General features: G+C 47.3%; 20 protein-coding genes and 2 riboswitches. Of the genes, 12 read left to right on the top strand and 8 right to left on the bottom strand.

Annotated features, from left to right (window positions below):
• Positions 1-54: 54 nt before the first annotated feature.
• From GQ671_RS08370 to GQ671_RS08360, 3 genes are read right to left on the bottom strand one after another with little or no spacing between them, the layout of a single operon-like run.
• Entirely contained in the window at positions 55-1,971 is a 1,917-nt protein-coding gene (locus GQ671_RS08370; RefSeq protein WP_160655548.1) for a PTS beta-glucoside transporter subunit IIBCA, read from the bottom strand.
• A 15-nt stretch (positions 1,972-1,986) separates the two neighbouring features.
• Positions 1,987-3,654 (bottom strand): alpha-glucosidase, encoded by a 1,668-nt coding sequence (locus GQ671_RS08365; protein WP_160655545.1) that lies wholly within the window; start codon positions 3,652-3,654, stop codon positions 1,987-1,989.
• 52 nt (positions 3,655-3,706) lie between these two features.
• The gene (locus GQ671_RS08360) at positions 3,707-4,717 is read right to left on the bottom strand and encodes a LacI family DNA-binding transcriptional regulator (RefSeq protein ID WP_322789466.1); all 1,011 of its coding nucleotides are present in this window, start codon (positions 4,715-4,717) and stop codon (positions 3,707-3,709) included.
• Positions 4,718-4,967: 250 nt separating this feature from the next.
• Between GQ671_RS08360 and GQ671_RS08355 the strand changes: the two genes are divergently transcribed.
• The 7 genes from GQ671_RS08355 to GQ671_RS08325 all read left to right on the top strand — a co-directional run bounded on the left by GQ671_RS08355 (position 4,968) and on the right by GQ671_RS08325 (position 10,772).
• Positions 4,968-5,927 carry a ring-cleaving dioxygenase gene (locus GQ671_RS08355; RefSeq protein WP_160655542.1) on the top strand — a complete coding sequence of 320 codons (960 nt, stop codon included), beginning with the start codon at positions 4,968-4,970 and terminating at the stop codon, positions 5,925-5,927.
• A gap of 23 nt (positions 5,928-5,950) precedes the next feature.
• Positions 5,951-6,544 (top strand): alpha/beta hydrolase, encoded by a 594-nt coding sequence (locus GQ671_RS08350; RefSeq protein ID WP_160655538.1) that lies wholly within the window; start codon positions 5,951-5,953, stop codon positions 6,542-6,544.
• 71 nt (positions 6,545-6,615) lie between these two features.
• The gene (locus GQ671_RS08345) at positions 6,616-7,668 is read left to right on the top strand and encodes a 2,3-butanediol dehydrogenase (protein ID WP_160655533.1); all 1,053 of its coding nucleotides are present in this window, start codon (positions 6,616-6,618) and stop codon (positions 7,666-7,668) included.
• Between the two features lie 163 nt (positions 7,669-7,831).
• Entirely contained in the window at positions 7,832-8,926 is a 1,095-nt protein-coding gene (locus tag GQ671_RS08340; RefSeq protein ID WP_160655529.1) for a helix-turn-helix domain-containing protein, read from the top strand.
• 1 nt (position 8,927) lies between these two features.
• Complete coding sequence (locus tag GQ671_RS08335; RefSeq protein ID WP_160655526.1) at positions 8,928-9,125, top strand: PLDc N-terminal domain-containing protein; 198 nt, start codon at positions 8,928-8,930, stop codon at positions 9,123-9,125.
• A gap of 1 nt (position 9,126) precedes the next feature.
• Positions 9,127-10,005, top strand: coding sequence for an ABC transporter ATP-binding protein (locus tag GQ671_RS08330; RefSeq protein ID WP_160655523.1), 879 nt, complete (start codon positions 9,127-9,129; stop codon positions 10,003-10,005).
• The gene (locus GQ671_RS08325; protein WP_160655520.1) at positions 10,002-10,772 is read left to right on the top strand and encodes an ABC transporter permease; all 771 of its coding nucleotides are present in this window, start codon (positions 10,002-10,004) and stop codon (positions 10,770-10,772) included. The genes GQ671_RS08330 and GQ671_RS08325 overlap by 4 nt, the downstream gene beginning before the upstream one ends.
• 85 nt (positions 10,773-10,857) lie before the next feature.
• Here the strand turns inward: GQ671_RS08325 and GQ671_RS08320 are convergent, their stop codons facing one another.
• The 4 genes from GQ671_RS08320 to GQ671_RS08305 form a co-directional block, all read right to left on the bottom strand.
• Complete coding sequence (locus tag GQ671_RS08320; RefSeq protein ID WP_160655517.1) at positions 10,858-12,294, bottom strand: 6-phospho-beta-glucosidase; 1,437 nt, start codon at positions 12,292-12,294, stop codon at positions 10,858-10,860.
• A 25-nt stretch (positions 12,295-12,319) separates the two neighbouring features.
• Positions 12,320-14,284: a beta-glucoside-specific PTS transporter subunit IIABC gene (locus GQ671_RS08315; protein WP_160655514.1), complete on the bottom strand. Its 1,965-nt coding sequence runs from the start codon at positions 14,282-14,284 to the stop codon at positions 12,320-12,322.
• Between the two features lie 224 nt (positions 14,285-14,508).
• Complete coding sequence (licT, locus tag GQ671_RS08310) at positions 14,509-15,336, bottom strand: BglG family transcription antiterminator LicT (protein WP_160655511.1); 828 nt, start codon at positions 15,334-15,336, stop codon at positions 14,509-14,511.
• Between the two features lie 171 nt (positions 15,337-15,507).
• Positions 15,508-17,163, bottom strand: coding sequence for a catalase (locus tag GQ671_RS08305; protein WP_170288671.1), 1,656 nt, complete (start codon positions 17,161-17,163; stop codon positions 15,508-15,510).
• A 251-nt stretch (positions 17,164-17,414) separates the two neighbouring features.
• A riboswitch (SAM riboswitch) is annotated at positions 17,415-17,515 on the top strand.
• A gap of 85 nt (positions 17,516-17,600) precedes the next feature.
• On the opposite strand from GQ671_RS08305, the gene GQ671_RS08300 reads away from it, so the two are divergent.
• The 4 genes from GQ671_RS08300 (at position 17,601) to GQ671_RS08285 (ending at position 23,442) form a co-directional block, all read left to right on the top strand.
• The gene (locus tag GQ671_RS08300) at positions 17,601-18,980 is read left to right on the top strand and encodes an LLM class flavin-dependent oxidoreductase (protein WP_160655508.1); all 1,380 of its coding nucleotides are present in this window, start codon (positions 17,601-17,603) and stop codon (positions 18,978-18,980) included.
• Between the two features lie 19 nt (positions 18,981-18,999).
• Positions 19,000-20,493 (top strand): sodium:solute symporter family protein, encoded by a 1,494-nt coding sequence (locus GQ671_RS08295; protein WP_160655505.1) that lies wholly within the window; start codon positions 19,000-19,002, stop codon positions 20,491-20,493.
• A 224-nt stretch (positions 20,494-20,717) separates the two neighbouring features.
• On the top strand, positions 20,718-22,247 hold the full coding sequence (locus tag GQ671_RS08290) for an AbgT family transporter (protein ID WP_160655503.1): 1,530 nt from the start codon (positions 20,718-20,720) through the stop codon (positions 22,245-22,247).
• A gap of 25 nt (positions 22,248-22,272) precedes the next feature.
• Positions 22,273-23,442 (top strand): M20 metallopeptidase family protein, encoded by a 1,170-nt coding sequence (locus GQ671_RS08285; protein ID WP_160655500.1) that lies wholly within the window; start codon positions 22,273-22,275, stop codon positions 23,440-23,442.
• A 54-nt stretch (positions 23,443-23,496) separates the two neighbouring features.
• On the opposite strand, the gene GQ671_RS08280 is transcribed toward GQ671_RS08285, so the two are convergent.
• Positions 23,497-24,789, bottom strand: a complete 1,293-nt coding sequence (locus GQ671_RS08280; protein WP_160655497.1) for a Na+/H+ antiporter NhaC family protein — start codon at positions 24,787-24,789, stop codon at positions 23,497-23,499.
• Between the two features lie 85 nt (positions 24,790-24,874).
• A riboswitch (SAM riboswitch) is annotated at positions 24,875-24,976 on the bottom strand.
• Between the two features lie 170 nt (positions 24,977-25,146).
• Between GQ671_RS08280 and GQ671_RS08275 the strand changes: the two genes are divergently transcribed.
• Positions 25,147-25,659 (top strand): thioredoxin domain-containing protein, encoded by a 513-nt coding sequence (locus GQ671_RS08275; protein ID WP_160655494.1) that lies wholly within the window; start codon positions 25,147-25,149, stop codon positions 25,657-25,659.
• Positions 25,660-25,732 lie beyond the last annotated feature (73 nt).

The raw sequence follows: 25,732 nt of genomic DNA, 5'->3' as shown, positions 1-25,732 counted from the left end.
AAGGAGCATCCACTCAGATAACAGTCTGAACGGATGCTCCTTTATTTTCATACCTTAGTTTAGAACACTTTCTGCAACCATTTCCCCATGTTTGACCTGACCCAGATTTTTCAGTTTAAAGGTGTCTACTTTGTCCGGAGTGTTTGTAATGACTGTAATTATTGTGCTCTCGTATCCTAAAGATTCAGCAATACCTCTATCCATATCAGCTAATTTGTCATTTATACTGATTTTTTGTCCTTCAGTCACATGGATGCTGAATATATTTTCTTTCAGGTTTACCGTGTCTATGCCCATATGCACCAGGATTTCCACGCCCTCCTCCGTCTCGAGGCCGATCGCATGGTTTGTATCTGTAATCATGGTCACTGTACCTGATACCGGGCTGTAGATTTCATCGTTTTCCGGTTCTACTGCGTATCCTTCGCCCATCATTCTCTGTGAGAAGACGGGGTCATTTACGCTGCCAAGTGACAGCAGTTCACCATCAGTCGTAGCAGCAAATTGTAGACCGGATGCAGTTTCACCTGTGTTTTTCATTTCTTCAGCCACTTTTTGTCTACTTGCATTCTCTGTAGCAACCTCTCCTTTAGGAACGGCTATGAAGTGGGTAGCGACAAATGCGAGTGCAAAAGTAGCGATGCCGACGATCACGTATGTGAGCAGCTGGCTGAAGTCATACAGATACATGAGCGGAGAGAGTATGACTGCAAGTCCGTAGGAGTTTGCCTGGATGCCGAGTAATGCGAGTATACCGCCACCGAGTGACGAGCAGGCCAGCATAACGAATAAAGCACGCATTCCAGATCTCAATACGACACCGAAGAGTGCCGGTTCACTGACGCCCAGCAGTTGTGTAATGGTTGCACTGATACCTGCTGTTTTAAATGCTGTCTGTCTGCTGCGCAGGGACAGTGCCAGGGTGACTCCAGCATTTGAAAATCCATACATCGCTGCCAGAGTGATCAGTGGGTTGAAACCGGTGGCTGCGAGCATTGAGGTTTCTGCAATGATGAACATATGATGCAGTCCTGTCATGACTGCCAGTGGATACAGGAATCCGATCAGGAATCCGCCCAGTCCGACCGGGAGCCCTATGAACATTGTGACAAGGTCTATGCCTACCGTTTCAATTGCCTTCACTACCGGTCCCATGATGAAAAGCGAGATCAGCAGCATGATGATGATGACGAAGAAAGGTGTAAATATCAGATCAAGTGCATTCGGCATGCGTTTGCGTAGAAACTTTTCTATCTTTGCACCGATGATTCCAGCAAACAAAGCGGTCAATATACTTCCCTGATACCCTATGATTGGAATATATCCCAATACCATGATTGGATTGGCATCCCCTTCGGCAACAGCGTATGCATTGGGCAGTTCGGGAGAAACGAGCATCAGACCGATCAGGAAACCGACGACGGGCGTCCCTCCGAATGTCTTGAACGCGCTCCATGTAATGAATGCAGGGAGAAATGCAAAGGCGGTACTTGTCAGTATATTGATGATTGTATTGAACTCGTCTGGAATCATATCTGGAGACAGGCCGAAGAAGCCTAGAACGGACTCATTGAATATGACCCCCTGCAGACCAAGGAAAAGACCGGTCGCACCGAGTATCGGAATGATGGGGATGAAAACATCTGCCAGTATTCTGATTGCACGTTGAAATCCTTTTTCATTGTTCTCTTTCATCTCATCTTTGGTGCGTTCGGTAAACTCGTGTTCGCTATTTATTTCTTCATATACATTATTTACAATGCCCGTACCAAGAATGATCTGGTATTGGCCGCCTGTGTAGAAGACACCTTTCACTTCATCTATCTGCTGGATTTCTTCATCATTGATCTTTTTACGGTCATGAACGGACAGCCGTAGCCGGGTGGCACAATGGGAAACACTTTCAATATTACCTTCGCCGACAGTCTCAACGATTTCCCGAGCAATTTTCTGGTACTTATTGTTTGTCATAATTTGCTCTCCAGTCTAATTCAATTTGATCAGCATTGCTTCATAAGGTCTTAAAGTAATGCTTCCGTCATTATTTTTTATACCTTTGTAATTACTGATGATTGACGTAAATGGCTGTATTTCCATGCTGGTTTCATCACTGGACATGTTGACGATGACCTGCAATGTTTCTGTTGAATGTTCTCTATAGTAGCTGATGATATGCGCCTTTGTATCGTATATAGGTTTGATATCCCCATATATCAGAGTGTCTCTATATTCTGATGTGTTTCTGGTTGAAATCAGCATTCTATAGAAACTAAGGAGTGATTCAGAATCATTTTCCTGTGAGGCGACGTTGATTGTTTCATAGTTCTCATTCGTCTCAAGCCAGGGTGTATGCGTCGAGAATCCTGCATATCTGCTACTGTCCCATTGCATCGGGGTGCGGGTGTTGTCCCGGCTGCGGAGATTGACGAAGTTGAGTGCTTCCTCTTTGGTGAATCCTTCACTCATTGAACGGTAGTAGTTGTCGATGCTTGATATATCATCAAACTGTTCAATGAACTGGCGGGTGAAGTTTGTCGCTCCGATTTCCTGTCCCTGATACAGGAAGGGTGTACCGCGCAGGAAGAGGTACATCAGGGCCAGGGCACTGCCGCCGAAATAGTTCTGGTATTGCGGTTCTCTGATCAGTTTGGATATCGCCCTTGGCTGATCATGATTTTCTATGAAGTTGGCGCCCCATCCCACTTTCTGGATTGCTTCCTGCGATTGAAATATCAGATCACGGAATTCCTTTACCGTCCAGTCTGTACGCTTGAACCAGTCACTGCCTGATTCCACATCGATATCTGCATATTTGAAATCGAATATCATCGAGAAGTAGCCATCTTCACCGATGTAATCACCGAATTCGTCGTATCCGACTCCAGGTGCTTCCCCGACGGTCACGCAATCATATTTATTAAATGTTTCCTGTTTCAGTTCATGCAGGAACTCACTGATGCCAGGACGATTGCGCATTTTATGCTTGCAGGTTACCAGTCCATCTACGCCGTCAGCTTCGAGTGAAAGATAATCCTGGTCTTTTTTGATGAAGGTGATCGAATCGATTCTGAATCCGGCAATGCCTCTGTCCAGCCACCAATTGATCATTTTATGGATTTCTCTGCGTAGTTCAGGATTTTCAAAGTTCAGATCCGGCTGTCTCTTATCAAATGTATGCAAGTAGTACATATCCTCGCTGCGAACCTTCTCCCAGACACTGCCTCCGAATATCGAGCGCCAATTGTTGGGTGGTCTGCCATCTACGGATTTTTTGAAGATGTAGTAGTCGCGGTACTTGCTGTCTGGATCGGCCAGCGCTTCCTGAAACCATGGGTGATCGTCGGAGGAATGGTTCACAACCAGGTCCAGTATAATCTTGATGCCCACTTTTTTTGAATCCTCTATTAAATTTTCCAGATCTTCAAGTGTGCCGAAATCCGGATTGATGTCCTGGTAATCCGAAATATCATAACCATTATCAATCATCGGCGATTTGAAGATGGGACAGATCCAGAGCATCGTAATACCCAGGTCTTTAAGATAGGGCAGTTTCTCCCTGATGCCATTGATGTCTCCAATACCGTCACCATTACTGTCTTTAAAGCTTTTCGGATAAATTTGATATATCATTTCTTCCTGCCACCACTTTGTCATGCTCTTCCTCCTTATGGTATCGATACCATATATATGATTTTAAAGAATCTGACTAGGCAGATTCTCTTTCGATAATTTTCAGTTTTAGTTGCGATTCGTCTATTGCAAATTCGGTTCCTTCGATCATGCTGATAATTAATGAAGCGGCCTGCTGTCCGAGAGTTTCCATCGGTTGCCCGACAGTTGTCAGAGGTATCTTTGCCAGGGATGAAAAAGGCTGGTTATCAAAACCCATGACAGCAATATCTGCAGGTACGCGTATATTAAGCTGTTCAAACTTCCGGATGATGCCGATTGCCACTTCATCACTGCCTGCGAAGATTGCATCAGGGCGGTCTTTTTCATTCAACCGTGAAAGCTGAACAGCAATCTCCATGCCGTCCTCAATTGTATGGTTGTTTTTGAAGATCCATCTCTCATTCAGCTTTATATCTGATTCCTCAAGTGCCCTCAAGTATCCTTTATTTCTGTATGACCCATGGCTTTGGTCGGTAAAATCGCCGCCCGTAGAATAGGCGATGCCAGTATAGCCTTTACGGATCAGAAAATTGATTGCATCATATGTCGCCTGTTCCTGATTGGTTGTAATGAGACGGAGCCGGTCACTTTTGTAATCGGTCTGAGTGGATACGGCGATTGCTCCATACTTTGCATATGATTCCACTGTTTCGAGGTCGTTTTCCACTGCACACATTATCAAGCCACTGATTGTTTTTTCCTTCAGCATTTCCAAAGTATTTATTTCTTCCTGCTTATCACCGTATGTCTGCATGATGAGGAGGCGGTATCCCTGCTGCTTCGCTTTCTTCTCGATTGCATCGACGAGATATGCAAAGTAGGGGTTTGTAAGCCTGGAGACGAGTACTCCAATCATCGTTCCACGATTGGATCGCAGTTGAGTGGCCAGGGAACTGGGCACATAGTCCAACTCCTCCATGGCATCTCTGATCTTTTCTTTCTTCTCATCTGATATATAAGGATGATTGTTCAAATATCTTGAAACTGTGGTTACAGATAAACCCGCTTTATGAGCTACATCTTTGATTGTCGCTATCCAGATCACCTTCTTGTTTATGTGGTATCGATTTCATAGTAATTGAAAGCGCTATACTAGTCAAGCTTAAAAATAGAAGAATTGAACAGTAAATGCCTTTGATTTCCCGGTCACCTCATTCAAAAGGCAAAGGCAATACATTTTCGATAGAAAATGAGTTTTTGAATTTTTCCTGATTTATTGGAGTTCAAGCATACATCTTGAAATTATCTCAAATTCGAGATATTATTATATTAATAACTCTTGGAGGGATTCTATTATGACAAATGAAAATCTGCTTGGTATCCACCACGTAACCGCGATGACGGACGATGCAGTAAGAAACTACGAATTCTTTACGAATGTGCTCGGCATGCGTCTGGTGAAGAAGACGGTCAACCAGGATGATATCCATACGTATCATACATTCTTCGCCGATGATGTCGGTTCGCCGGGAACGGATATGACATTCTTCGACTTCCCGAACAATCCGAAAGGTTCGCCGGGATCGAATTCGATCTACCGTACAGCCTTCAGAGTACCGAGCGATGCAGCACTGGAATACTACAGAGATCGTTTTGACCAGTTCGAAGTGAAACATGAAGGTATCCAGGACCTTTTCGACAAGAAAGTGCTGCCGTTTGAAGAAGCCGACGGACAGAAGTACCAGCTGGTTTCCGATGAAAATAATACAGGCGTGGCGCCCGGCAAGCCGTGGAAGAACGGACCTGTACCTGAAGACAAGGCAATCTATGGTCTCGGACCGATTGAAATCCACGTCAGCTACTATGAAGATTTCAAACAGGTGCTGATGGATGTCTATGACATGAAACCGATCGCTGAAGAAGCAGACGTGACTCTGCTTGATGTTGGAGAAGGCGGCAATGGCGGCCAGGTCATTTTGAGAAAAGATGAATCAAGTTCAGCGAGTCAAGGGTATGGTGAAGTGCACCACGTATCATTCAGAGTCGCCGACCACGACGTCATCAAGAAGTGGGAAGAGAAGTACAACGAACGTGGCATGCGCCACTCCGGAAACGTCGACCGCTTCTATTTTGAGGCATTGTACACACGCATCGGTCATATTCTGGTCGAACTGTCCACTGACGGTCCGGGCTTCATGGATGATGAACCATATGAAACATTAGGTGAGAGTCTCGCACTTCCGCCATTCCTTGAAGAAAGACGCGAGTACATCGAAGCGCAGGTCCGTCCGTTCGATACGACACGCTCCAAATAATCAATACTTGAGGAGGATTCGCAATGAATCATATATATAATGAGACGAAAAAAGGTGCACCAGTATTCGTACTGCTGCACGGCACCGGTGGCACGGAGCACGATCTCCTGCCACTTGCTGGCATGCTCAATCCGGAATACAACGTACTCAGCATTCGTGGCAATGTATCGGAAAACGGCATGAACCGCTATTTCAAACGCCATGGTGAAGGGCAGTATGACCTTGAAGATCTCGAATTCCGCGGTGGGGAACTGCATGACTTCATCATCGAGGCCGCTGAGGAACATGATTTCGACCTTGAGGATGTCGTACTGGTCGGTTTTTCAAATGGTGCTAACATCGCCATCAATCTGATGCTCAGGGAGTCTGCGCAATTCAAAAAAGCTGCTTTGTTTGCACCCCTCTATCCGATGACACTTGAAGATGAGAAGGATCTGAGCAATGCGGAAGTCTTCCTATCCATGGGCAAGGGCGATCCGATCGTTCCTGAACCGGAGAGTCTGAAAGTCATCGGTATATTTGAAGAAAGAGGCGCCGATGTGACGACCACATGGGTCAATGGACACAGCCTACCGCAGGAAGCCGCAGAAAAAGCAAAAGAGTGGCTGAACCGATAGTTATTATTTCCATTAGTCTGATAGTTGTTATATAATTATTGTGAATTAAATAACATATTGGAGGGTTTTATATGCGTGCTGCAGTTTTCCACAATGCAAAGGATATTCGAGTTGAAGACATCGAAACACCGGAAGTAAGTGCAGGCAAGGTAAAGGTCAAAGTCGCATGGGCTGGTATTTGCGGAAGTGACCTGCATGAGTACAATGCAGGCCCGATTTTCATTCCTGAAGGGGAAGCATCTCCGCTGACGAATCAGAAGGCACCACTCACGATGGGTCATGAATTCTCAGGTACAGTCGAAGAAATCGGCGAAGGTGTAGAAGGACTTAGTGTCGGAGACAAAGTGACGATCAACCCGCTGATTACTCAGGAAGCGCATGAAAATCCACTCGTTGATATGTATAAAGGGTTTACGTTTGTCGGTCTTGGCAGTGACGGTGGTTTCGCCGATTACGTTCTGGTCGATAGAAAGAATGTGATTAAGCTTGATCAGGATACATCACTTGAGCTCGGTGCACTGGTTGAACCGACGGCTGTTGCTTTGCAGGCCATCCGGGAGTCCGAGATGCAGTTCAGCGACTCCGTGGCGGTATTCGGCGCAGGGCCGATCGGTCTGCTCACCATCATTGCCGCACGTGCAGCAGGGGCTAAGGATATTTTCGCCTTCGACCTCAGTGATGACCGTCTCGAAAAAGCGAAGGAAGTCGGTGCAACGCACGCGATCAATTCCGGTAATCAAGATCCGGTCGAGTATATCCACCGATACTACCCGGACGGTGTCGACCGTACTTTCGAAGTGGCAGGAGTCGGTATTACAGTGAACCAGTCCATAAAAGTGACGCGCGCCCGCGGCATGGTGACGATCGTCTCAATCTTCGAGAAACCGATCGAGCTGAATCCGATGGATCTGACCGCAAGCGGTGTACGCATTGCTTCTACCCTGGCATATGAGCCGGATATCTTCGAAGCGACGGTGAAGATGATCGAAACCGGGCAGATCGATCCATTCCCTGTCATTACAGATCATATCGAGCTGAATGAGATTGTGGATAAAGGATTCGAAGCACTGCTGAATGACAAGAGCCAGTCGAAGATTCTTGTGAGACTTGGTGGAGAGAAATAAAATTCAATATTATTTTCTTAAGGCAGGAGTATTATCACTCCTGCCTTTTTGCATTGTCGTCAATAAAGTAAACCTATAGTTTACTTTAACTACGATAGTTTATATATTGGTGATACATAATATGCATGAATTTATTTATGATGGAAGAAGAGGAGGCAGAAGTATGAAAGATATGAATGTGGGTCAGAGCATCTTAAGCAATCGTAAGCGGATCGGGTATACACAGTCGGATGTTGCGGCGTTTCTCAATATCAGTAAAGCTGCGGTGTCGAAGTGGGAGAAGGGGCATTCCCTGCCCGAGATCAACTATCTGGCACGGTTGGCTGTACTATTTGATATCACTCTGGATGAACTGGTCAACTATTCGCCCCAGCTTTCGAGGCAGCAGATCCGAACCCTCTATCATAAGCTGGCAGGAATGTTCGAGACAGATGATTACGATGATGCACTGGAAGCGGTGCGGAACCATGCCCACCGCTATTACAGCTGCTATCGTTTTTTAACCGTATTGACCGGACTGCTGCTCAATCATGCTTATCTGAAGGAAGACAAAACAGAGACATTCGAGTTGGCCAAACAGCTCATTTCCAGAGTCCTTCTGAATTCCGACTCTCTGCATTTCAAGGAACAGGTCACATTCTTCAGAGCCATGATTCATCTGATGGAGCAGCAGCCCTCAGAAGCGGTCGACCTCCTCGAGGATGCGGCCCTTCCCAAGCTCCCGGCAAGTACACTTTTGGCCCAGTCCTATCAGATGCAGGGAGGCAATCAAAAAGCGAAAGCTGTTCTGCAGATTGAAGTCTATCAGAATATCGTCTTTATCATCGGAGACCTGACAATGATGATAAAGAGCGGACTCTACGATGATCTTGAAAATCTGATTTCAAGAGGGGAAACCATGGATGCGGCATTCAACCTCAAGGCACTGCATCCGAATTCGATGCTGAATTTCCACCTTGTTTCAGCCATGCAGCTTGTCGGTGACAAGAAACAGTGCTTCCATCATCTCGAGGCGTTTTTGGAGTCTGTAGAAAATCTGATCAGCGACTACTATCTGCATGGAGACGAATTCTTCACGGAAATCGATGAGTGGGTGGCGGATTTCGACATCGGAAAGGATGTGCCGGTGAATTTCGGTATTGCCAAGGAACAGTTGGCGAATGCGCTTGTAGATAACCCAGCCTTCTCGGAGTTGAAAGAGGATATAGCGTTCAAGAATATTGTTCATAAATTGAAAAAGATTGTGGAGGAAAATTGACATGAATATGGATATACAGGAATATCTGCCGTTTCTGATTCCACTGTTCCTGCTGCAGCTGGTCCTAGTGGCGACTGCATTGGTCATGATCATCAGGCAACAGGACTTCAGATACCTCAATCGGATGGCATGGGTCATCATTGTGATCATCCTTAATATCGTCGGACCGATCCTTTATTTCGTATTGGAGCGTAGATGATATGAGTATTCTAAGGATAGAAGGGCTGAAGAAGGCATTCAATGAGAAAACGGTCATTGAGAATCTGGAACTTGAGGTGGGTTCCCATGAAATATATGGGTTCATCGGCAGCAACGGTGCAGGTAAGACGACGACGATGAAAATGGTGCTCGGCCTGCTCGCGGCAGATGAAGGGGACATATATGTATGTGATGAAAAGGTACGTTTCGGAGATACCCTTACAAACCGGCATGTCGGCTATCTGCCGGATGTACCGGAATTTTACACCTATATGAACGCAGTGGAATATCTGAAACTGTGTGCTGATATCACCGGGGTGGAGAAGTCTGCGCAGAAGGAGCGGATCGATGAACTGCTCGAACTTGTCGGACTGAAAGGCGAGAAGACGAAAATCAAGAACTATTCCCGTGGCATGAAGCAGCGGCTTGGCATTGCCCAGGCACTCATCCATCGGCCGAAACTGCTGATCTGCGATGAGCCGACGAGTGCCCTCGATCCGAAAGGGCGGATGGAGATACTGAAGATCCTGAAGGAGATCACGAAAGAGACGACGGTCATATTCTCAACGCATATATTGACCGATGTCGAACGGATCTGTGACAGAGTGGGAATTCTCTATGATGGCGCAATCGTGAAGGCGTTTGACCTGAATCAGGAATCATTCGGCGAAAAGGGCATTGCCGTCGAACTGGATGCGGGTGCATATGAAACATTGAAGCCGCTGCTCGACATCCGGCGTATGGTCGGTACCACTTACATCATAGCTGACCACTCCATGAAGGAGATCTATGATACACTGCACGCCCATAAGATTTATCCTTCAAAAATTGTAAAAGAGCAGAAATCGCTTGAAGATGTGTACCTGGAGGTGACATCATGATTCAGATGTCGGCCTTATTCCGAAAAGAAGTCGTTGAATCCTGGCGCAACTTCAGATTGATGGCGATTCTCATCGTATTCATCATCATCGGGGTGCTCAGTCCTTTTACAGCACTTATACTGCCGGATATCCTTGGCATGGTGATGAAGGATTCAGGCATTATGGCGGAGATTCCTGACTCCGCAGCGTTGGATTCCTATACACAGTTTTTCACCAATATGAACCAGATGGGGCTGGTCATCTTCGTCATCGTATTCGGCAGTATTCTCACCCATGAGTTCAGCCGCAACACATTGGTGAACCTCGTGACAAAAGGGCTGAAGAGAACAAATGTCATCGTTGTAAAATCGGTATTTCTCATATTCGTCTGGACGATGGGATATGTGGTCAGTGCACTGGTGACCTATATCTACACCCTATACTATTGGGATGAGGCAGTGGATCATCTAATACTATCGTTCACAATGACATGGATGTACGGATTGTTCATCATCAGTTTGGTCATGTTCGCATCGACCCTGTTCACCAACAGCTTCATTGCAGTGCTGCTCAGTGTGGTGGCTATTGTCATCATGATGATGATGGCAAGCATTCATCCAGACGTAGCAGAATACTTACCACAATATCTGATTGGGAATAATGTCGGTCTGCTTGCCGGCGAAGTTGAACCTCGAGATGTCCTGTGGCCTTCTGTCATAACAGGGGGTGTAACGCTGGTGCTTTTCCTGCTTGCCGTATTGAGATTCAGAAAAGCACCGATGAACTGATGTTCCAAAAGGAATTTAAAATCCCCCGATAGCCAGATCTGATATCTGACTTTCGGGGGTGATTTGTCTGCCCATCAAGCACTTATTATAAACTTTCTCCATTGGTTTCAATGACTTCCTTGTACCATTCAAAACTCTTCTTTCTGCTGCGTGCCAATGTACCATTTCCTTCATTATCTCTATCTACATATATATAGCCATATCTTTTTTTCATTTCACCTGTGGAGGCACTGACGATATCTATCGGTCCCCAGCTGGTATAACCAATGATGTCGACGCCATCTCTGATCGCCTCGGCCATTGCATTGAGGTGTTCGGACAAGTATTGAATGCGGTAGTCATCATCAATTTTTCCATTTTCATCTGGAGCATCCATTGCCCCGAGACCATTCTCTACGACGAACAACGGTTTCTGGTATCTATCCCATAATTGGTTGGCAGTGATTCTGAAACCTTTAGGGTCGATGGTCCATCCCCATTCCGATACTTCGAGATATGGATTTTTGATGGATCCGAAAACGTTGCCTGATGTCTGTTTCTTCATTATTTCGGGATCAGTGCTTGTACACCTGCTGGAGTAGTAGCTGAACCCAATGTAGTCGACTGTATTTTCTTTGAGCAGCGACTCATCACCTGACTCCATATGGATATCCAGATCATTGTCTTCGAAGAATCGTCTCGCATAGCCCGGATATTCACCGCGGGACTGTACATCGATGAAAAAGAAGGATTCCCTGTCCCTGTCCATCGCTTTCCATATATCTTCCGGGTTGGATGAATAGGGGTAGGTCATGCCGGCAGCAAGCATGCAGCCAATCTGCGCATCAGGAATGATTTCATGGCATGCCTTGACTGCTTTGGCACTCGCAACGAGCTGATGATGAGCAGCCTGATAGAGGGACTGTGTGCGATTTTCGCCTTCTTTGAGAACAATGCCGGCACCCATGAAAGGCAGATGCAGCAGCATGTTGATTTCATTGAATGTCATCCAGTATTTCACTTTATCCTTATATCGTTCGAAGAGGGTGCGTGAGTAATTTTCGAACATATCGACCAGTGCTCTGCTTTTCCAACTGTCAAAACGTTTGATAAGTGAGACAGGTACATCGAAATGGGCAATGGTGACTATAGGTTCGATATCATGTTTGATCAGTTCATCGAACAGGTCATCATAGAATTTCAATCCTACTTCGTTTGGTGTATCTTCATCACCATTTGGAAAAATTCTTGCCCAGGAAATTGACAGTCTGAACGATTTGAAACCCATTTCTGCAAATAAAGCGATATCTTCCTTGTAGTTGTGGTAGAAGTCGATTGCTTGATGGCTCGGATAGAAGTGGTCTCTATTTGGAGAAAGGTCTTTTATATAGCCTTCCATGATTTTTCTTCTTTCGGGTCCTGTAGGCAGGAGATCAACATTTGTAAGTCCCTTGCCATCTTCCTTGTATGCACCTTCGACCTGATTGGCGGCAATAGCGCCGCCCCATAGAAATCCTTCTGGAAATTTATTTTGTTCAGTCATTGTAGTTCCTCCTTGATTTAAATAATTATGATCTGGTTGTGATCATTACATCCTTTTCAGTAATGGTTTTGCCGGAAACAATTTCAAGTTCATCATAAGCATTCGTATTGGTCACGATGACAGGGGTTGTCACGGAATAGCCGCCTGCTTCTATCTGATCGATATCGAACTCCACGAGAAGCTCACCTGTCTTGATCCGATCTCCTTGATTCACATGGGCAGTATAGAATTCCCCCTCGAGCTGGACTGTGTCAATACCGATGTGGATCAGTACTTCGGCACCATTATCCGATGTAATACCCACTGCGTGCTTCGTTTTGAATAGTGTGGATACTATGCCATCTGCTGGTGCGTAGACACGACCTGCCGAAGGATGGATGGCAACGCCGTCGCCCATTGTACCTGAAGAAAATACTTCGTCGGAAACATCGGAAAGCGGCACAATTCGCCCTTCCAGCGGACTCAGCAGATTTTCGTTTCTGACGGCAGAACCTGATGCACGCGGTACATCCTCGACGGGTGTCTCTTCCCGTGCTTCATTCTTTATCTCTTCATCACCAGCAACGGCTTGTGAATCTTCCTTCTGGTTGATGCGACCGAAGAAGTAGGTGAGGACGAACGCGACGATAAAGGCAACGACAATCGCAATTATCATACCCCAGAACCCACCATCGATGCCGTTTTCCGGGCTGATGAAAGTCGGTATCTTAAATACCCCGAGCGGCCCGGCACTATAGAGCGCAGCGCCAGTAGTGGCGATGATTGCGCCACCGAACGCAGAACCGATACAGCTCATGATAAACGGCGTTTTCAGTGGTAGAGTGATACCGTATATGGACGGTTCGGTCACTCCAAAGAATCCGGATATGAATGCAGGGAAACTCAAACTTTTGAGTTTCTGGTTCTTCGTTTTGATCCATACCGCAAGGACGGCACCAATCTGGGCAAAGGAAGCGGCGAACGTCATTGCGATCAGCATGTCGTACCCTTGTACGGCAAGATTGTTGTAGTAGATCGGGATGATCCCCCAATGGACACCGAAGATGACGAGTACCTGCCAGAAACCTCCGACTACGATACCAGCAAGAAGTGGTGCAAATTCATAGCCTGTCTGGATGGCAAACCCGATCGATTGTGCGAGCCATGTTGCAATGGGACCGATGATGATAAATGTCAAAGGTACGATGATCAGCAGCGTCAGGAATGGCACAATGAATGATTTGACCACCTGTGGAATGATCGAAGCAAAGAAACGTTCCACTTTGGAAGCAAAGTAGGTGGACAGGATGATCGGCACTACCGAAGAAGTGTAAGTCATCAGGATGATCGGTATTCCAAGAAATGATACTTGTACTGGTGATTCAAGAACGGTGCCGCCGAACAGGATTCTCGTCGGTTCACTTTCACCGATTGCGGCAAGGCTTGGGTGTACAAGCGCAGCTGCAATGGCCATGCCGAGGAATGGTGTGCCCCCGAATTTCTTCATCGCAGTATACCCTAGGAAAATCGGAAGGAATGTGAAGAATCCATCACCGATGACGTTGAGTATCTGATATGTACCACTCGTATTTTCGAGCCAGCCAAAAGCAACGAACATCGAATTGAACCCTTTTATGATTCCTGTGGCCATGAGCAGTGGCAGGACGGGCAGGAAGATGTTTGAAATGATATCGATGAATTTTGAGAAGATCCCTCTCTTTTCGTCCTCATCCTCTCCATCGGCGCTGTCTGCTTTTTCGTTTCCGAATCCACCTTCTGCTAAAACAGCTTTATAGACGTCAGGGACATGATTGCCTATGACGACCTGGAATTGTCCGGAACTTTCCCGGATAGTCACTACACCCTCGTGATTTTCCAGTGCTTTCCTGTCTGCTTTGTCCCGGTCTTTCAGTCTGAAGCGAAGCCGTGTCACACAGTGTGTCACACTATTGATATTTTCTTCACCCCCGACCAGATCAATGATTTCTCTTGCCAGTTTTCTGTTATCCATTTTCGACACCTCCAGTAATATGAAAAACAATGCCTCGAAAAGCAAATAAAAAAGACCCAAACCACAAATAGATACAGTCCTCCCCGGGAACCGCAACTATCAATGATTTAGGTCTTGCCTGCCTGTCCAGTAACAATCCTAATAACATTAAGATTCATATGTTGTTTTTCAAGTTAAACATAATATATCACCACATAAAATTAATGTCAACGCTTTCATTTGATCTATCGATGGACAACACGTTCAATATGGATGGTCAGATATAGCTTTTCTTCGTTCGGCAGCTGGTAGTCATATTTCTTTTTAATGAAGGTGCTGATCTTGTTCGTGCATTCGAAGGAATGTGGGTATTTCTGCCTGATTGCACTGTAGAGAAAATCATCCTGATCTTGCATGTAAGTGTTACTTAAAAGTCTTTGTGCAAAGAATTTAAGATGGGTGATGAACCGGAAATAGTTCAAGGAATCTTCATCGAAATCGATGTTGAAATGATATTTGACGATGTTCAGGATATTTTGGATGACTTCTGTAATCTCATTTACATCAGAAAGATTCTGATTCATTTCTGCGTTTACGATATGCATCGCAATGAAGCCCGCTTCATCCTCTGACATGGCTACATTGAGCCGGTCTTCAATCATCTGTACGGCTGCAAGGCCGATTGCAAACTCATCCTTGTAGAACTTTTTAATTTCCCAGAGCATGCCATTCTTGATTTCCTGCTGGTTCAGTTGCCGTTCGATCGCAAAGTTGACATGGTCTGTCAGAGCGACATAAATGATGTCATTCAATTTCTTGCTGTAGGTTGTCTTCGCAAACTGTATGATATCCTCCACCAGTTTCATGGTTTCGATGGGCACTTCCCTCAGCAGTGTCTGGAACTGATCTGATAGTTCCTTATTATCGAGGCTGAAGATCTTTTCGATTTTCGATTCATCCACAGGGTCGCCCGGTTTTTTCTGGAAGCCTACACCACTTCCCATGATGACCTGTTCGCTGACATCGTTCAATACGCTGATTACATTATTGTTGATTACTCTATTTATCACCATAATATGACACCTCAGATGTATTCTAGCACGTTTGACTATTTAAATAATAGCTGATATTCAACTGTAATATAACGTTTTTTTACATATGAATGATAAAAATCCACTATATACTCCAGGAAATAAAAAGTTGCAGCCGGATGCCCGACTGCAAACTTTTTGCTGCTGATTATTCTAATACGGTTCGGATTCGTTGCCCTTATCCACCGCTTCTTCGGAAGCTTTTTGCTGGTTCGCGGTGCCTTTGCCGTATCTGGACTGCTCTCCGGCTTCACGGCCAGGCATTTCCTCTTCCTGCATGTCTTCCATTTCCTCGGTTTTCTTTGCGATGCCTTCCTTGACTAGGCGGCCATATTCTTCATCGGCCTGGCTGAAGTGGTAGACCATCGCTTCCTGGATACGTTCATCGCACTGCGAGAGCACATTGGAAAGGTTCTTGATCAGTTCTTCGCGTTCCCAGTCGGCCAGATTTCGATAGGTTTCTCCTGCCTGACCGTAGTTGTTCGGACGATCGATCGGTTTGGTCATTGCTGCCGCATTGTATGTCGGCTGATGCTGTGGTGATTTTTCCTCTGCTTCCTCGAGTCCCCCGATCATGGATGGTTCATAGTTGATGCTCGGGTCACCGCTGCCTTCTTCCGGGTTACGGTGGTCCAGCTGACCACGGTGCTGATTTGTACGCACCTTGTTTTTCGGCGCGTTGACAGGGACTTGAAGATAGTTGGCACCGACGCGGTAGCGCTGTGTATCCGAGTAGGAGAACGTGCGGCCGATCAGCATTTTATCATCCGAGAAGTCCATGCCGTCGACGAGGACGCCTGTTCCGAATGATGCCTGTTCAATCTGTGCATGGAAGTCTGTCGGATTCTCATCCAGCACCATACGGCCGACTGGCAGCCATGGAAACTTGTCTTCCGGCCAGAGTTTTGTATCATCAAGTGGATCAAAGTCGAGTTCTTCGTGGTAGCCATCCTCCATGATCTGGACGTACAGCTCCCATTCCGGATAATCTCCGCGCTCGATTGAGGCATATAGATCTTGTGTGGCATGGGCGACATTTTTCGCCTGGATGTACCCTGCATCCTCCTGTGTCAGATTGCGGATGCCCTGTTTCGGCTCCCAGTGGTATTTGACGAGTACAGCTTCACCTTCATCGTTGACCCATTTATACGTGTTGACACCAGAGCCCTGCATGTGCCGATATGTCGCAGGAATACCCCATGGAGAGAACAGGAAGGTGATCATGTGTGTCGCTTCCGGTGAACGGGAAACAAAGTCGAACATTCGTGTCGGATCCGGAACATTGGACACTGGATCGGCTTTGAAGGCATGGATCATGTCCGGGAACTTCATGGCATCACGGATGAAGAAGATTTTGAGGTTGTTGCCGACGAGGTCCCAGTTGCCGTCCTCAGTATACATTTTTACAGCGAATCCTCTCGGATCGCGTTCCGTTTCCGGTGAATCCTTGGAACCCGCTACCGTAGAGAATCGGACCATGAGTGGCGTCTTCTTGCCTGCACCCGAAAACACTTTGGCGCGTGTATATTTTTCCACTGGCTCATCGCCGACTTTGCCGTATGTCTCAAAGTAGCCGAAAGCACCGGTGCCGCGTGCATGTACGACGCGCTCCGGTACTTCCTCGCGGTCGAAGTGGGAAATCTTCTCAAGGAAATGGTAGTTCTCCATCGTCGCCGGTCCCCGGTCCCCGATGGTGCGCAAATTCTGGTTATCTGTTACAGGTCTTCCCTGACGGGTCGTCAGTGTATCGCGTTTCGTTTCCTTTTCGCGTGGAATCTCGGAATCTTTTTGATAGTTCTTATCTGCCAAAATCAAAACCTCCTATGAATTAGTCGTTCAACCAAATGCGTATGGTACTGAAAACACATCAATCGGATAGGCTATAATTTATAATTCTTCTAAACTGTACACTCATAAGTATAATTTCTGAAATATCTAAAATCAAATGATACACAAGAATTATGCATGAATTCAATTCCTATTAAAAAAGTAAGATTTAGTATTGACTTTATAAATGGAGTGGGCTATTCTAGTCATCACAACTTAATATTTTCTGAAAATTCTTATCCAGAGAGGTGGAGGGACTGGCCCTTTGATACCTCGGCAACAGACCATATGTGTACTGTGCCAATTCCAGTAGCTTTTTGCTAGAAGATAAGAAGGGATGCTTTCATATATATCCAGGCCCCCTCTTCTTATCTAAAAGAAGTGGGGGCTTTTAATATTTCAACAATGGAGGCATGAATATGACAAAGAAACAGATTCATTTGAACGGTTTCATCCAGAATTCGCCATCCCCGCACTCTACAGGATTATGGAAGCATGAGAAAGACCACGGAACCCGTCATAATCGTCTAGACTACTGGCTGGATACTGCCAGAACACTTGAGCGTGGAAAATTTGATGCGATGTTCATTGCAGATGTCCTAGGTACATACAGCGTCTATGGAGACAGCCATGAAGCGGCAGTGGAGCATGCCGTCCAGCTGCCTGCCCATGATCCGACACTGGCAATCACCGCCATGGCGTCCGTTACCAGACATCTCGGATTTGCCCCGACGATATCGACGACATATGCACAGCCCTACGCATTGGCAAGGCAGCTGTCGACGCTCGATCATCTGACAGAAGGCAGGGTGGCATGGAATGTCGTCACATCATATCTTGAAAGTGAAGCCGTGAACCTGGGACTTGAAACGCGTCTGCCGAAGGAGATGAGGTACAACCGTGCGGACGAATTCCTCGAAGTTGTATATAAGCTGTGGGAGGACAGCTGGGAGAGTGACGCAGTCGTGTACGACCGCGAGCATGATACATTCGCTGATCCAAAGAAGGTTCACCCGATCAATCATCACGGGGAATCTTTCAATGTGCCGGGCCCGCATCTGGTGGAACCTTCTCCCCAACGGACCCCTGTACTCTTCCAGGCCGGTGCCTCTCCCAAAGGGCGCGACTTTGCAGCGAAACATGCGGAGGCCGTATTTACGAAAAATCATTCACTTGAAGCGCTCTCCGCCTATGTGAAGGATATACGGGAACGGACTGTGGCACAGGGCAGACAGGCGGATGATATAAAGGTATTCCCCATGATACTGCCGATCATCGGGCGTACTGAAGCGGAAGCCTATGAAAAATATCAAGCACTGCAGAACAGTGTCAGCTATGAAGGCACGGCTGCGCTGCTGTCGGGCCATACCGGTATCGATTTTTCACAATATGATCCCGACCAGTATATTGAAGATCTCGAGACAGAGGCTGTGCAGGGGAATCTCGACATGTATACGAAAGATCCGAATCGCAGATGGACGCTCCGTGAAGCCATCAAGAATCATGGCCTTGGCAATGGCACCGTGAAATTTGTCGGGACTCCTGAGCAGATTGCCGACCGTATTGAAGAATGGGCATCTGTCGGCGATGCAGATGGTTTCAATGTTGCCCAGAGCTACTCCCCGGGTACCTTCGAAGAGTTCGTGGATCACGTTGTTCCTGAACTGCAGGCGCGTGGCATCTACCGGACGGACTACGAGGGGGAGACATTGCGTGAAAACATGTTCGGCAAGGGCAGTCGGCATCTGGCAGACAGTCATCCGGCCAGAAGATCGAATCTGACAGGACAGCCATATTAGGGTGAGGAGGTAGATACCAATGGAACAGATTACCCTTTATACATGGATCGGATTCTCAATTTTCCTTCTGCTGATGGTCGCGGTCGGCTATCTGAGTTCAAAAAGAATGAAGACGATCAGCGACTTTGCGACCGGCGGCGGTCTCGGTCCTTACGTACTCGGTTTTTCGTTCGCAGCGACATACTTGAGTGCCGCCACGTTTCTCGGCTATCCCGGATGGTCCTATGAATGGGGGCTTTCCAATCTCTGGCTGTTCCTGGCCATGATTGCTGGTGGACCGGTCGGTGTCCTGATGGTCGCCAAAAGAATCAGGAAACTGAATACGAAACAGAAATCCCTTTCCCTGCCGGACTGGTTGGGAGATTTCTATAAAAGCGACATCATCAGGGTGGGCACTGCGCTGATTCTGCTTTTCAATATATTCTATATCGCCGCCCAGTTTGTCGCCGGTGCCAGGATATTCGAATATCTGCTCGGCATGTCCTATACAACAGGCCTCATCCTGATTACGGTCATCGTCGTGGCATATGTATTTGCAGGGGGTGCACTGGCGGATATATATACCGATGCCATACAGGCGGTCCTCATGGCAGTCACTGGCGTTGTCATCTTCATCTCGGGCATCGTCATCTTCTGGGAGGGCAGCATTTCAAATACATTCAGGGGCATCACGGCAAACCTTGCTTCCCAAAACAGCAATCTGGTATCGGTCTTCAATCCGGAGTCCCTGCATTTCTACTCCTTCGGCGCTGTATTCGGTGCAATCGCCATCCAGTGGGCTTTCGCCTCGGCGCCGCATCTGTTCAATAAGGTGCTCGGATTGAAGCATGAGAAGGACCTCGGGAAGATGATTGGGACATACGTTGTTGTGGCAGCATTATGTGTCCTTGTACTGTTCGGCGGACTATACAGCAGGGTGGCACTTGGTGCTTCTGCTGCGGCGACGGATCTCGCGCTTGTCGACTATATCATCTGGGCATTCCCTGCGGTTTTCGTCGCCCTGTTCGGCGTTGTGATTCTTGCTGCGGCCATGTCCACGACCGATGGCATATTCGTTTCCATTTCAACAGTGTTCGCCAATGACATCTATCTCAAGTTTCTTGTCAAAAGAGGCTACATCAGAACGAGTGACGAAAAAGCGCAGCGGACAGCTTTCCATATCAGCCGGCTGACCGTGCCGATTATCGGCCTGCTGGCACTGCTCATCGTCATCCGTCCACCGGAATACATGGGGGATGTCATGTGGATCGGTATTTCCGGCATCGCCGCTGGCACTATGGGACCGATACTGCAGGCCGTCTATGCCAAAAGAAAGGCGCCGGCAAGAGCAGCCGAACTGTCGATGATCGTCGGCCTCGGATCGTACCTCTTCCTATACTTCAGCGGCATCATTCCGAGTACGATGTCTGCCGGTGCTGCAGCCACCTTCATCGGTATCGCGACCATAAATATCGCTTCCTGGATGCTCCAGCCATCCCGGGAAGTGAAGCCGGCTGAAGAAGGAGGGTCCTGATGTTTGTAAATGAAATGCTGTCGATATGGCTCTACGGATTCATCATTGCACTGCTTTTTATCGGAATTTTCATATGGAAAGGATATATGAAATAGCGGAGGGGCATCTCTTTGGAGATGCTCCTTTTTCTGTTGTGTAATTCTATTCCATAACCATCTTGTGCTTTGCATGGTGGTCTGAAATAATATTTGTATTGTTTGAAAATTTTAAAAAGGAGGTCCATTATGCAGACGAAAGAAAAATCAGGACTGTTCAACCGGTTCCTGAATGTAATCGAGCGTCTTGGCAATAAACTGCCGGATCCGATTGTCCTGTTCATCATATTGATGATTGCGATACTGATTGCTTCATTCTTTGCAGGAATGGCAGGTCTTGAAGCAGAAAATCCGGCAGATGGCGAGACGATACAGGCAGTCAATCTGCTGTCTGGCAGCGGTATGGTACAAATTTTGACTGAAGCCATCAGCAACTTCAGCGCGTTTCCACCGCTCGGCATGGTGCTGGTTGTCATGATTGGTATCGGACTGGCTGAAAAGTCGGGATACTTCGAGACTGCGATGAGACGGGCGATTGAAGTATCTCCCCAAAAGCTTATGCTGCCGGCCATCATTCTGGTCGGCATCATCGGTAACGTGGCCGGCGATGCAGGACCGATCATTCTCCCGCCGATTGCAGCAATGGTGGTCATGCGTCTCGGCTACCATCCCTTTGTCGGTCTGGTCATGGCCTATGCTGCGGCACTGGGTGCATTTTCAGCGAATGTCATTCCGGGAATGTCTGAAGCGCTGGCCATGGCGTTCACTGTGCCCGCTGCACAGATTCTCAATCCGGACTACACCGGAAATCTGCTTATGAACTACTATTTTACAGCTGTAGCGACGCTCTTCTTGCTCATCATCATCTTCTATGTGACGAAGAAGATTACGATTCCCCGTCTCGGTACATATGAAGGAGAGGAGATGACCAGCAATGAACCCTTGAAACGTAAAGAGATCACAGCGCTCAGGTGGGCCAATGTCTCGGTCATTCTCGCTGCCATCTTTTTCATGATCTTCGTGATTCCTGAGAACGGCATTCTGCGAAACCCTGAAACCGGTTCGATTGTGCAGGAATCACCATTCATGGACTCGATTGTATTCATTCTGACGATACTGTTCTTTGTTCCGGGTCTGGTCTATGGTCTCGTGGCCGGTACATTGCGTACGTCGAAAGATTTTGGACGCATGCTGAGTGACGCGATGGGGACCATGGGAAGCTATATTGTTCTTGTGTTCTTTGCGGCGCAGATGCTTGCTTATTTCAACTGGAGCAACCTCGGTCCGATCATCGCCATCAAAGGCGCGAACCTGCTTGAAACGATGAACGTTTCAGGCATACCACTGTTCATCGGCTTCATCATTCTGGCGGGGCTGATCAACATGATGATCGGCAGTGCCTCGGCAAAATGGGCCATACTCGCGCCGGTATTCGTACCGATGTTCATGCTGCTCGGATATGATCCGGCGCTAACACAGCTGCTCTATCGTATCGGGGATTCCTTCTCGAATCCGGTCACCCCGATGCTGCCATATTTGCCACTGCTGCTGGCATTCGCCCAGAAGTACGATAAAAATGCAGGGCTTGGTACTCTCATAGCCGCCCTGCTCCCATACGCAATTGTCCTGTTCTTCGCCTGGACACTTCTGCTCATCGTATGGTATCTGCTCGGCATACCATTAGGTGTCGATGGACCGATCCATCTGCCTGAATCCTAAAATAAACTGAATGAGGAGTGGAGAAATGAATATAGATCAGCAAATTGAAAATGTAATGGAAGAAGTGGTTTCATGGCGTCGTACGATGCACCGCCATCCGGAGATTTCATTCGAGGAGCATTGGACAAGCAGTTATATAGAAGGAGAACTTGAGAAGATCGGCAAGATAGAAATTTCGAGGCCGACCGAAACAAGCGTGCTCGGCATTATAAAAGGTGCCAATCCGGGTAGGAAAGTCGGCCTGCGCGCCGATATCGATGCGCTCCAGATCCAGGAGGAGCGGGATGATATTGATTTCATCTCTGAAAATGAAAATGCGATGCATGCCTGCGGTCATGATGGTCATGCGGCAATACTGCTTGGTGCAGCGAAGGTGCTCGTCGGTAATATCGATTCCCTGCATGGGGAAGTGTATCTGATTTTCCAGCATGCAGAAGAAGTGCCGCCAGGCGGCGCCGCTGAGATGGTCGCGACAGGATTGTTCGATGATCTGGATTTCATCTATGGCCAGCATCTGTTTACACCGATTCCAACAGGTCGGATCGGCATCAAGGCAGGTCCGATCACGTCGAACTCCGACAGTTTCGATCTTAGGATCCAGGGCAGTGGGGGCCATGCTTCCCAGCCGGAAAACGCCATTGATCCGATCATCATAGGCGGCCAGATTCTAAACCAGTTCCAGACGATCGTCTCCCGGATCACCTCGCCGCTCGATTCCGTCGTCATCTCGACGACGAAGTTCCATGCGGGCAGTGCGAAAAACATCATTCCGGACACTGCGATGCTCGAAGGCAGTGTAAGGACACTGAGTGATGAGACACGCGCAGTGGTCAGCGAACGGATGGAAAAAGCAGTTGAGAGCATATGCGCCATGTACGGTGCAACGTATGACTTCTCATTCAATATCGGCTATTCCGCCGTCGTCAATGATGCAGCGATGACAGAAAAGGTGAAAGAGATTGCTGAAGGCGAGTTCGGAGACAAAGTATTCGAATTCCCGCTCGCCATGGGTGGCGAGGACTTCTCCGCATTTTCCCGCATCATCCCTGCAACCTATGCATGGATCGGTGCCGGCAATAAGGATAAGAATATGGAGTACCCGCATCACCATCCGAAATTCGGCATCGATGAAGATGGTTTCATCGATGGCGTTAAAATGATGGTCCATACCGCACTTGGAATGACAAAAGAATAGAATAAAAAGAAGCCCGATCGGCAGATCGGGCTTCTTTTTATTTGATACTTCCGACTACGCTTTCTTTTTCCTCGGGAAACCGAGCAGTATTGCGATAATGCCGCAAATGAGCAGTGTGACAGGATAGATGGAATAGGGAATCACGGCGACGGGTGATATGGCGGCGAGACCGGCCGCAGCGAGCATCTGGCCACCGTAAGGAATCAGACCTTGAAATGCAGCAGCGAATATATCAAGCAGACTTGCTGACTTTCTGCGATCGACGCCGTATTCGTCGGCGATGTCTTTCGCCAATGGTCCGGTGATGATGATGGATATCGTATTGTTGGCTGTACTCAAGTCCGTCGCACTGACGAGTGCGGCGATACCGAACTCCGCCCCTTTCTTCGAGCGGATTCTGCTGGTAATGAAATGCAACAGATAGTCGATGCCGCCATAGTGCTGGATCAGTGCAATCAGTCCGCCGATCAGAATGGCGATGATTGCGATATTCTGCATATTGGCGATGCCTTCTCCAGCGGCTGTGATGAAGGAAGTGAAAGTATAGGATCCATCAACCAGGCCGATGAGTCCCGCGAAGACGGTTCCCCCGATCAGAACGATCAGTACGTTGACGCCCATCAATGCGATGACCAGAACGGCAAGGTAGGGCAGCACTTTAATCAGGCTGAATTCCAGATCGGTTGCAGGGGTGGTCGACTGTTCGGATGTAATGAACCATAGGATGACAATGGTCACAAGCGCGCCCGGCAGAACAATGAAGAAGTTCGTCTTGAATTTGTCGACCATCCTGACTTCCTGTGATTGTGTGGAAACGATGGTGGTATCGGAGATGACGGACAAGTTGTCACCAAACATTGCCCCACCGATGACAGTGGCGATTGCCAGCGCAAGCGGCAGTTCGGTCTGTTCAGCGATACCGATGGCAATCGGTACCAGGGCGATGACTGTGCCTGTCGATGTTCCCATGGATATGGAAATAAAACAGCAGATGATGAATAGTCCGACGAGCAGCAGATTGCTTGGCAGCAGCGACAGACCAAGGTTGACTGTCGATTCCACAGCACCCATATTTTCAGCGACTTGGGAGAATGCACCCGCAAGCAGGAAGATGAGTACCATCAGCATGATGTTCTCACGGCCCGCACCTTTAGTGAATATGGAAATCTTTTCATTCAAGCGATCTTTCGGCTTCAGGAGCATTGCGACGATGATGGCGATGAAGAGTGCCACAGTAATCGGCATGGCCTGGAAGTCCTGCGTGGCGATACCGGTCCCGATGAATAGTGCGACGAAGACGAGGAGTGGTAATAGAGCAATCGCACTCCCCCGGATATTGTTTTTCATAGTTTATGCCTCCAGTGAATGAAAGGAATTGATCCAGAGAAATAAAAAAACCCACTTCATAAAGAAGAGGGCAGCAATCCATCTCTTCTTATCTTTCAAGCGCTAGGGCTTCTGGAATTGGCACGGGGCTCATAGAGCTGCTGCCGAGGCTTCGAAGGGCCAGTCCCTCCACCTCTCTGGATAAGAATCATTCAATTTAATTTAAAATAAACTTTACCGCCTTTCTACATTCGTGTCAATGAGAAATAAAAATTTGATATAATGTTAAAATTGTGTAATTATTCAATCTTTTAAAATGTCAAATCTTCCTATATACTTGAATAGCAAAATAGAACGATGGAAGGGAGCGTTTTCAATATGGAACATGCACCACCACTCAGTCTTGGTCGTAGTGATGCCCACAAACATGTGGAAGTCTTTCTGAACACTGCCTGCCCCTACTGTGTCAACTTCTTTCTGGCAGCACATGAGGCACTGATGCCACGAGTTGAAGCGGGGGATGTAAGGTACACCATCAAACACTATGACAAGCCTAAAGTGCGACTGCTTCACGGCACGATTGCAAATCTGTTCATCGACTACAACCAGCCTGGAAGAGCATACGACCTTCTGCATTCCCTTTTCCGGACGCAGCAGGAATGGCGTCTGCTGGATAGCAGTGAAATTGAGAAGATGATGCAGCAGGAATACGGATGCGAAGAGCAGCGCAGTACGATGAATCTGAGTCTTGATATTACCAAAGAAGCTCTTGAACGCTCCATTACTGCTGTTCCCACCGTGTTCATCAATGATGAAGTATTCAAGTTTGAAAGTCGGGGTCCCATTGGAGAAGTTGCAGAAAGACTGGTTAAAGCAATTGACTCAATTTGAATTCATTTCCATTCACTCTACATATTTCTAGCATCTTCGGGTAAAATCAAGGATAGACTTCCCGACCTAGTGA

It is taken from the genome of Salinicoccus hispanicus (genome assembly GCF_009831115.1).
GTDB classification, from domain to species: domain Bacteria; phylum Bacillota; class Bacilli; order Staphylococcales; family Salinicoccaceae; genus Salinicoccus; species Salinicoccus hispanicus.
The sequence above is the reverse complement of the archived record's forward strand: the minus strand, read 5'-3'. Positions and strand labels throughout refer to the sequence as shown.

Excerpts from the sequence above, each read along its gene's own strand:
- GQ671_RS08370 (WP_160655548.1), bottom strand. The coding sequence starts at position 1,971 with ATGACAAACAATAAGTACCAGAAAATTGCTCGGGAAATCGTTGAGACT.
- GQ671_RS08365 (WP_160655545.1), bottom strand. The coding sequence starts at position 3,654 with ATGACAAAGTGGTGGCAGGAAGAAATGATATATCAAATTTATCCGAAA.
- GQ671_RS08355 (WP_160655542.1), top strand. The coding sequence starts at position 4,968 with ATGACAAATGAAAATCTGCTTGGTATCCACCACGTAACCGCGATGACG.
- GQ671_RS08350 (WP_160655538.1), top strand. The coding sequence starts at position 5,951 with ATGAATCATATATATAATGAGACGAAAAAAGGTGCACCAGTATTCGTA.
- GQ671_RS08345 (WP_160655533.1), top strand. The coding sequence starts at position 6,616 with ATGCGTGCTGCAGTTTTCCACAATGCAAAGGATATTCGAGTTGAAGAC.
- GQ671_RS08340 (WP_160655529.1), top strand. The coding sequence starts at position 7,832 with ATGAAAGATATGAATGTGGGTCAGAGCATCTTAAGCAATCGTAAGCGG.
- GQ671_RS08335 (WP_160655526.1), top strand. The coding sequence starts at position 8,928 with ATGAATATGGATATACAGGAATATCTGCCGTTTCTGATTCCACTGTTC.
- GQ671_RS08330 (WP_160655523.1), top strand. The coding sequence starts at position 9,127 with ATGAGTATTCTAAGGATAGAAGGGCTGAAGAAGGCATTCAATGAGAAA.
- GQ671_RS08325 (WP_160655520.1), top strand. The coding sequence starts at position 10,002 with ATGATTCAGATGTCGGCCTTATTCCGAAAAGAAGTCGTTGAATCCTGG.
- GQ671_RS08320 (WP_160655517.1), bottom strand. The coding sequence starts at position 12,294 with ATGACTGAACAAAATAAATTTCCAGAAGGATTTCTATGGGGCGGCGCT.
- GQ671_RS08315 (WP_160655514.1), bottom strand. The coding sequence starts at position 14,284 with ATGGATAACAGAAAACTGGCAAGAGAAATCATTGATCTGGTCGGGGGT.
- licT (WP_160655511.1), bottom strand. The coding sequence starts at position 15,336 with ATGGTGATAAATAGAGTAATCAACAATAATGTAATCAGCGTATTGAAC.
- GQ671_RS08300 (WP_160655508.1), top strand. The coding sequence starts at position 17,601 with ATGACAAAGAAACAGATTCATTTGAACGGTTTCATCCAGAATTCGCCA.
- GQ671_RS08295 (WP_160655505.1), top strand. The coding sequence starts at position 19,000 with ATGGAACAGATTACCCTTTATACATGGATCGGATTCTCAATTTTCCTT.
- GQ671_RS08290 (WP_160655503.1), top strand. The coding sequence starts at position 20,718 with ATGCAGACGAAAGAAAAATCAGGACTGTTCAACCGGTTCCTGAATGTA.
- GQ671_RS08285 (WP_160655500.1), top strand. The coding sequence starts at position 22,273 with ATGAATATAGATCAGCAAATTGAAAATGTAATGGAAGAAGTGGTTTCA.
- GQ671_RS08280 (WP_160655497.1), bottom strand. The coding sequence starts at position 24,789 with ATGAAAAACAATATCCGGGGGAGTGCGATTGCTCTATTACCACTCCTC.
- GQ671_RS08275 (WP_160655494.1), top strand. The coding sequence starts at position 25,147 with ATGGAACATGCACCACCACTCAGTCTTGGTCGTAGTGATGCCCACAAA.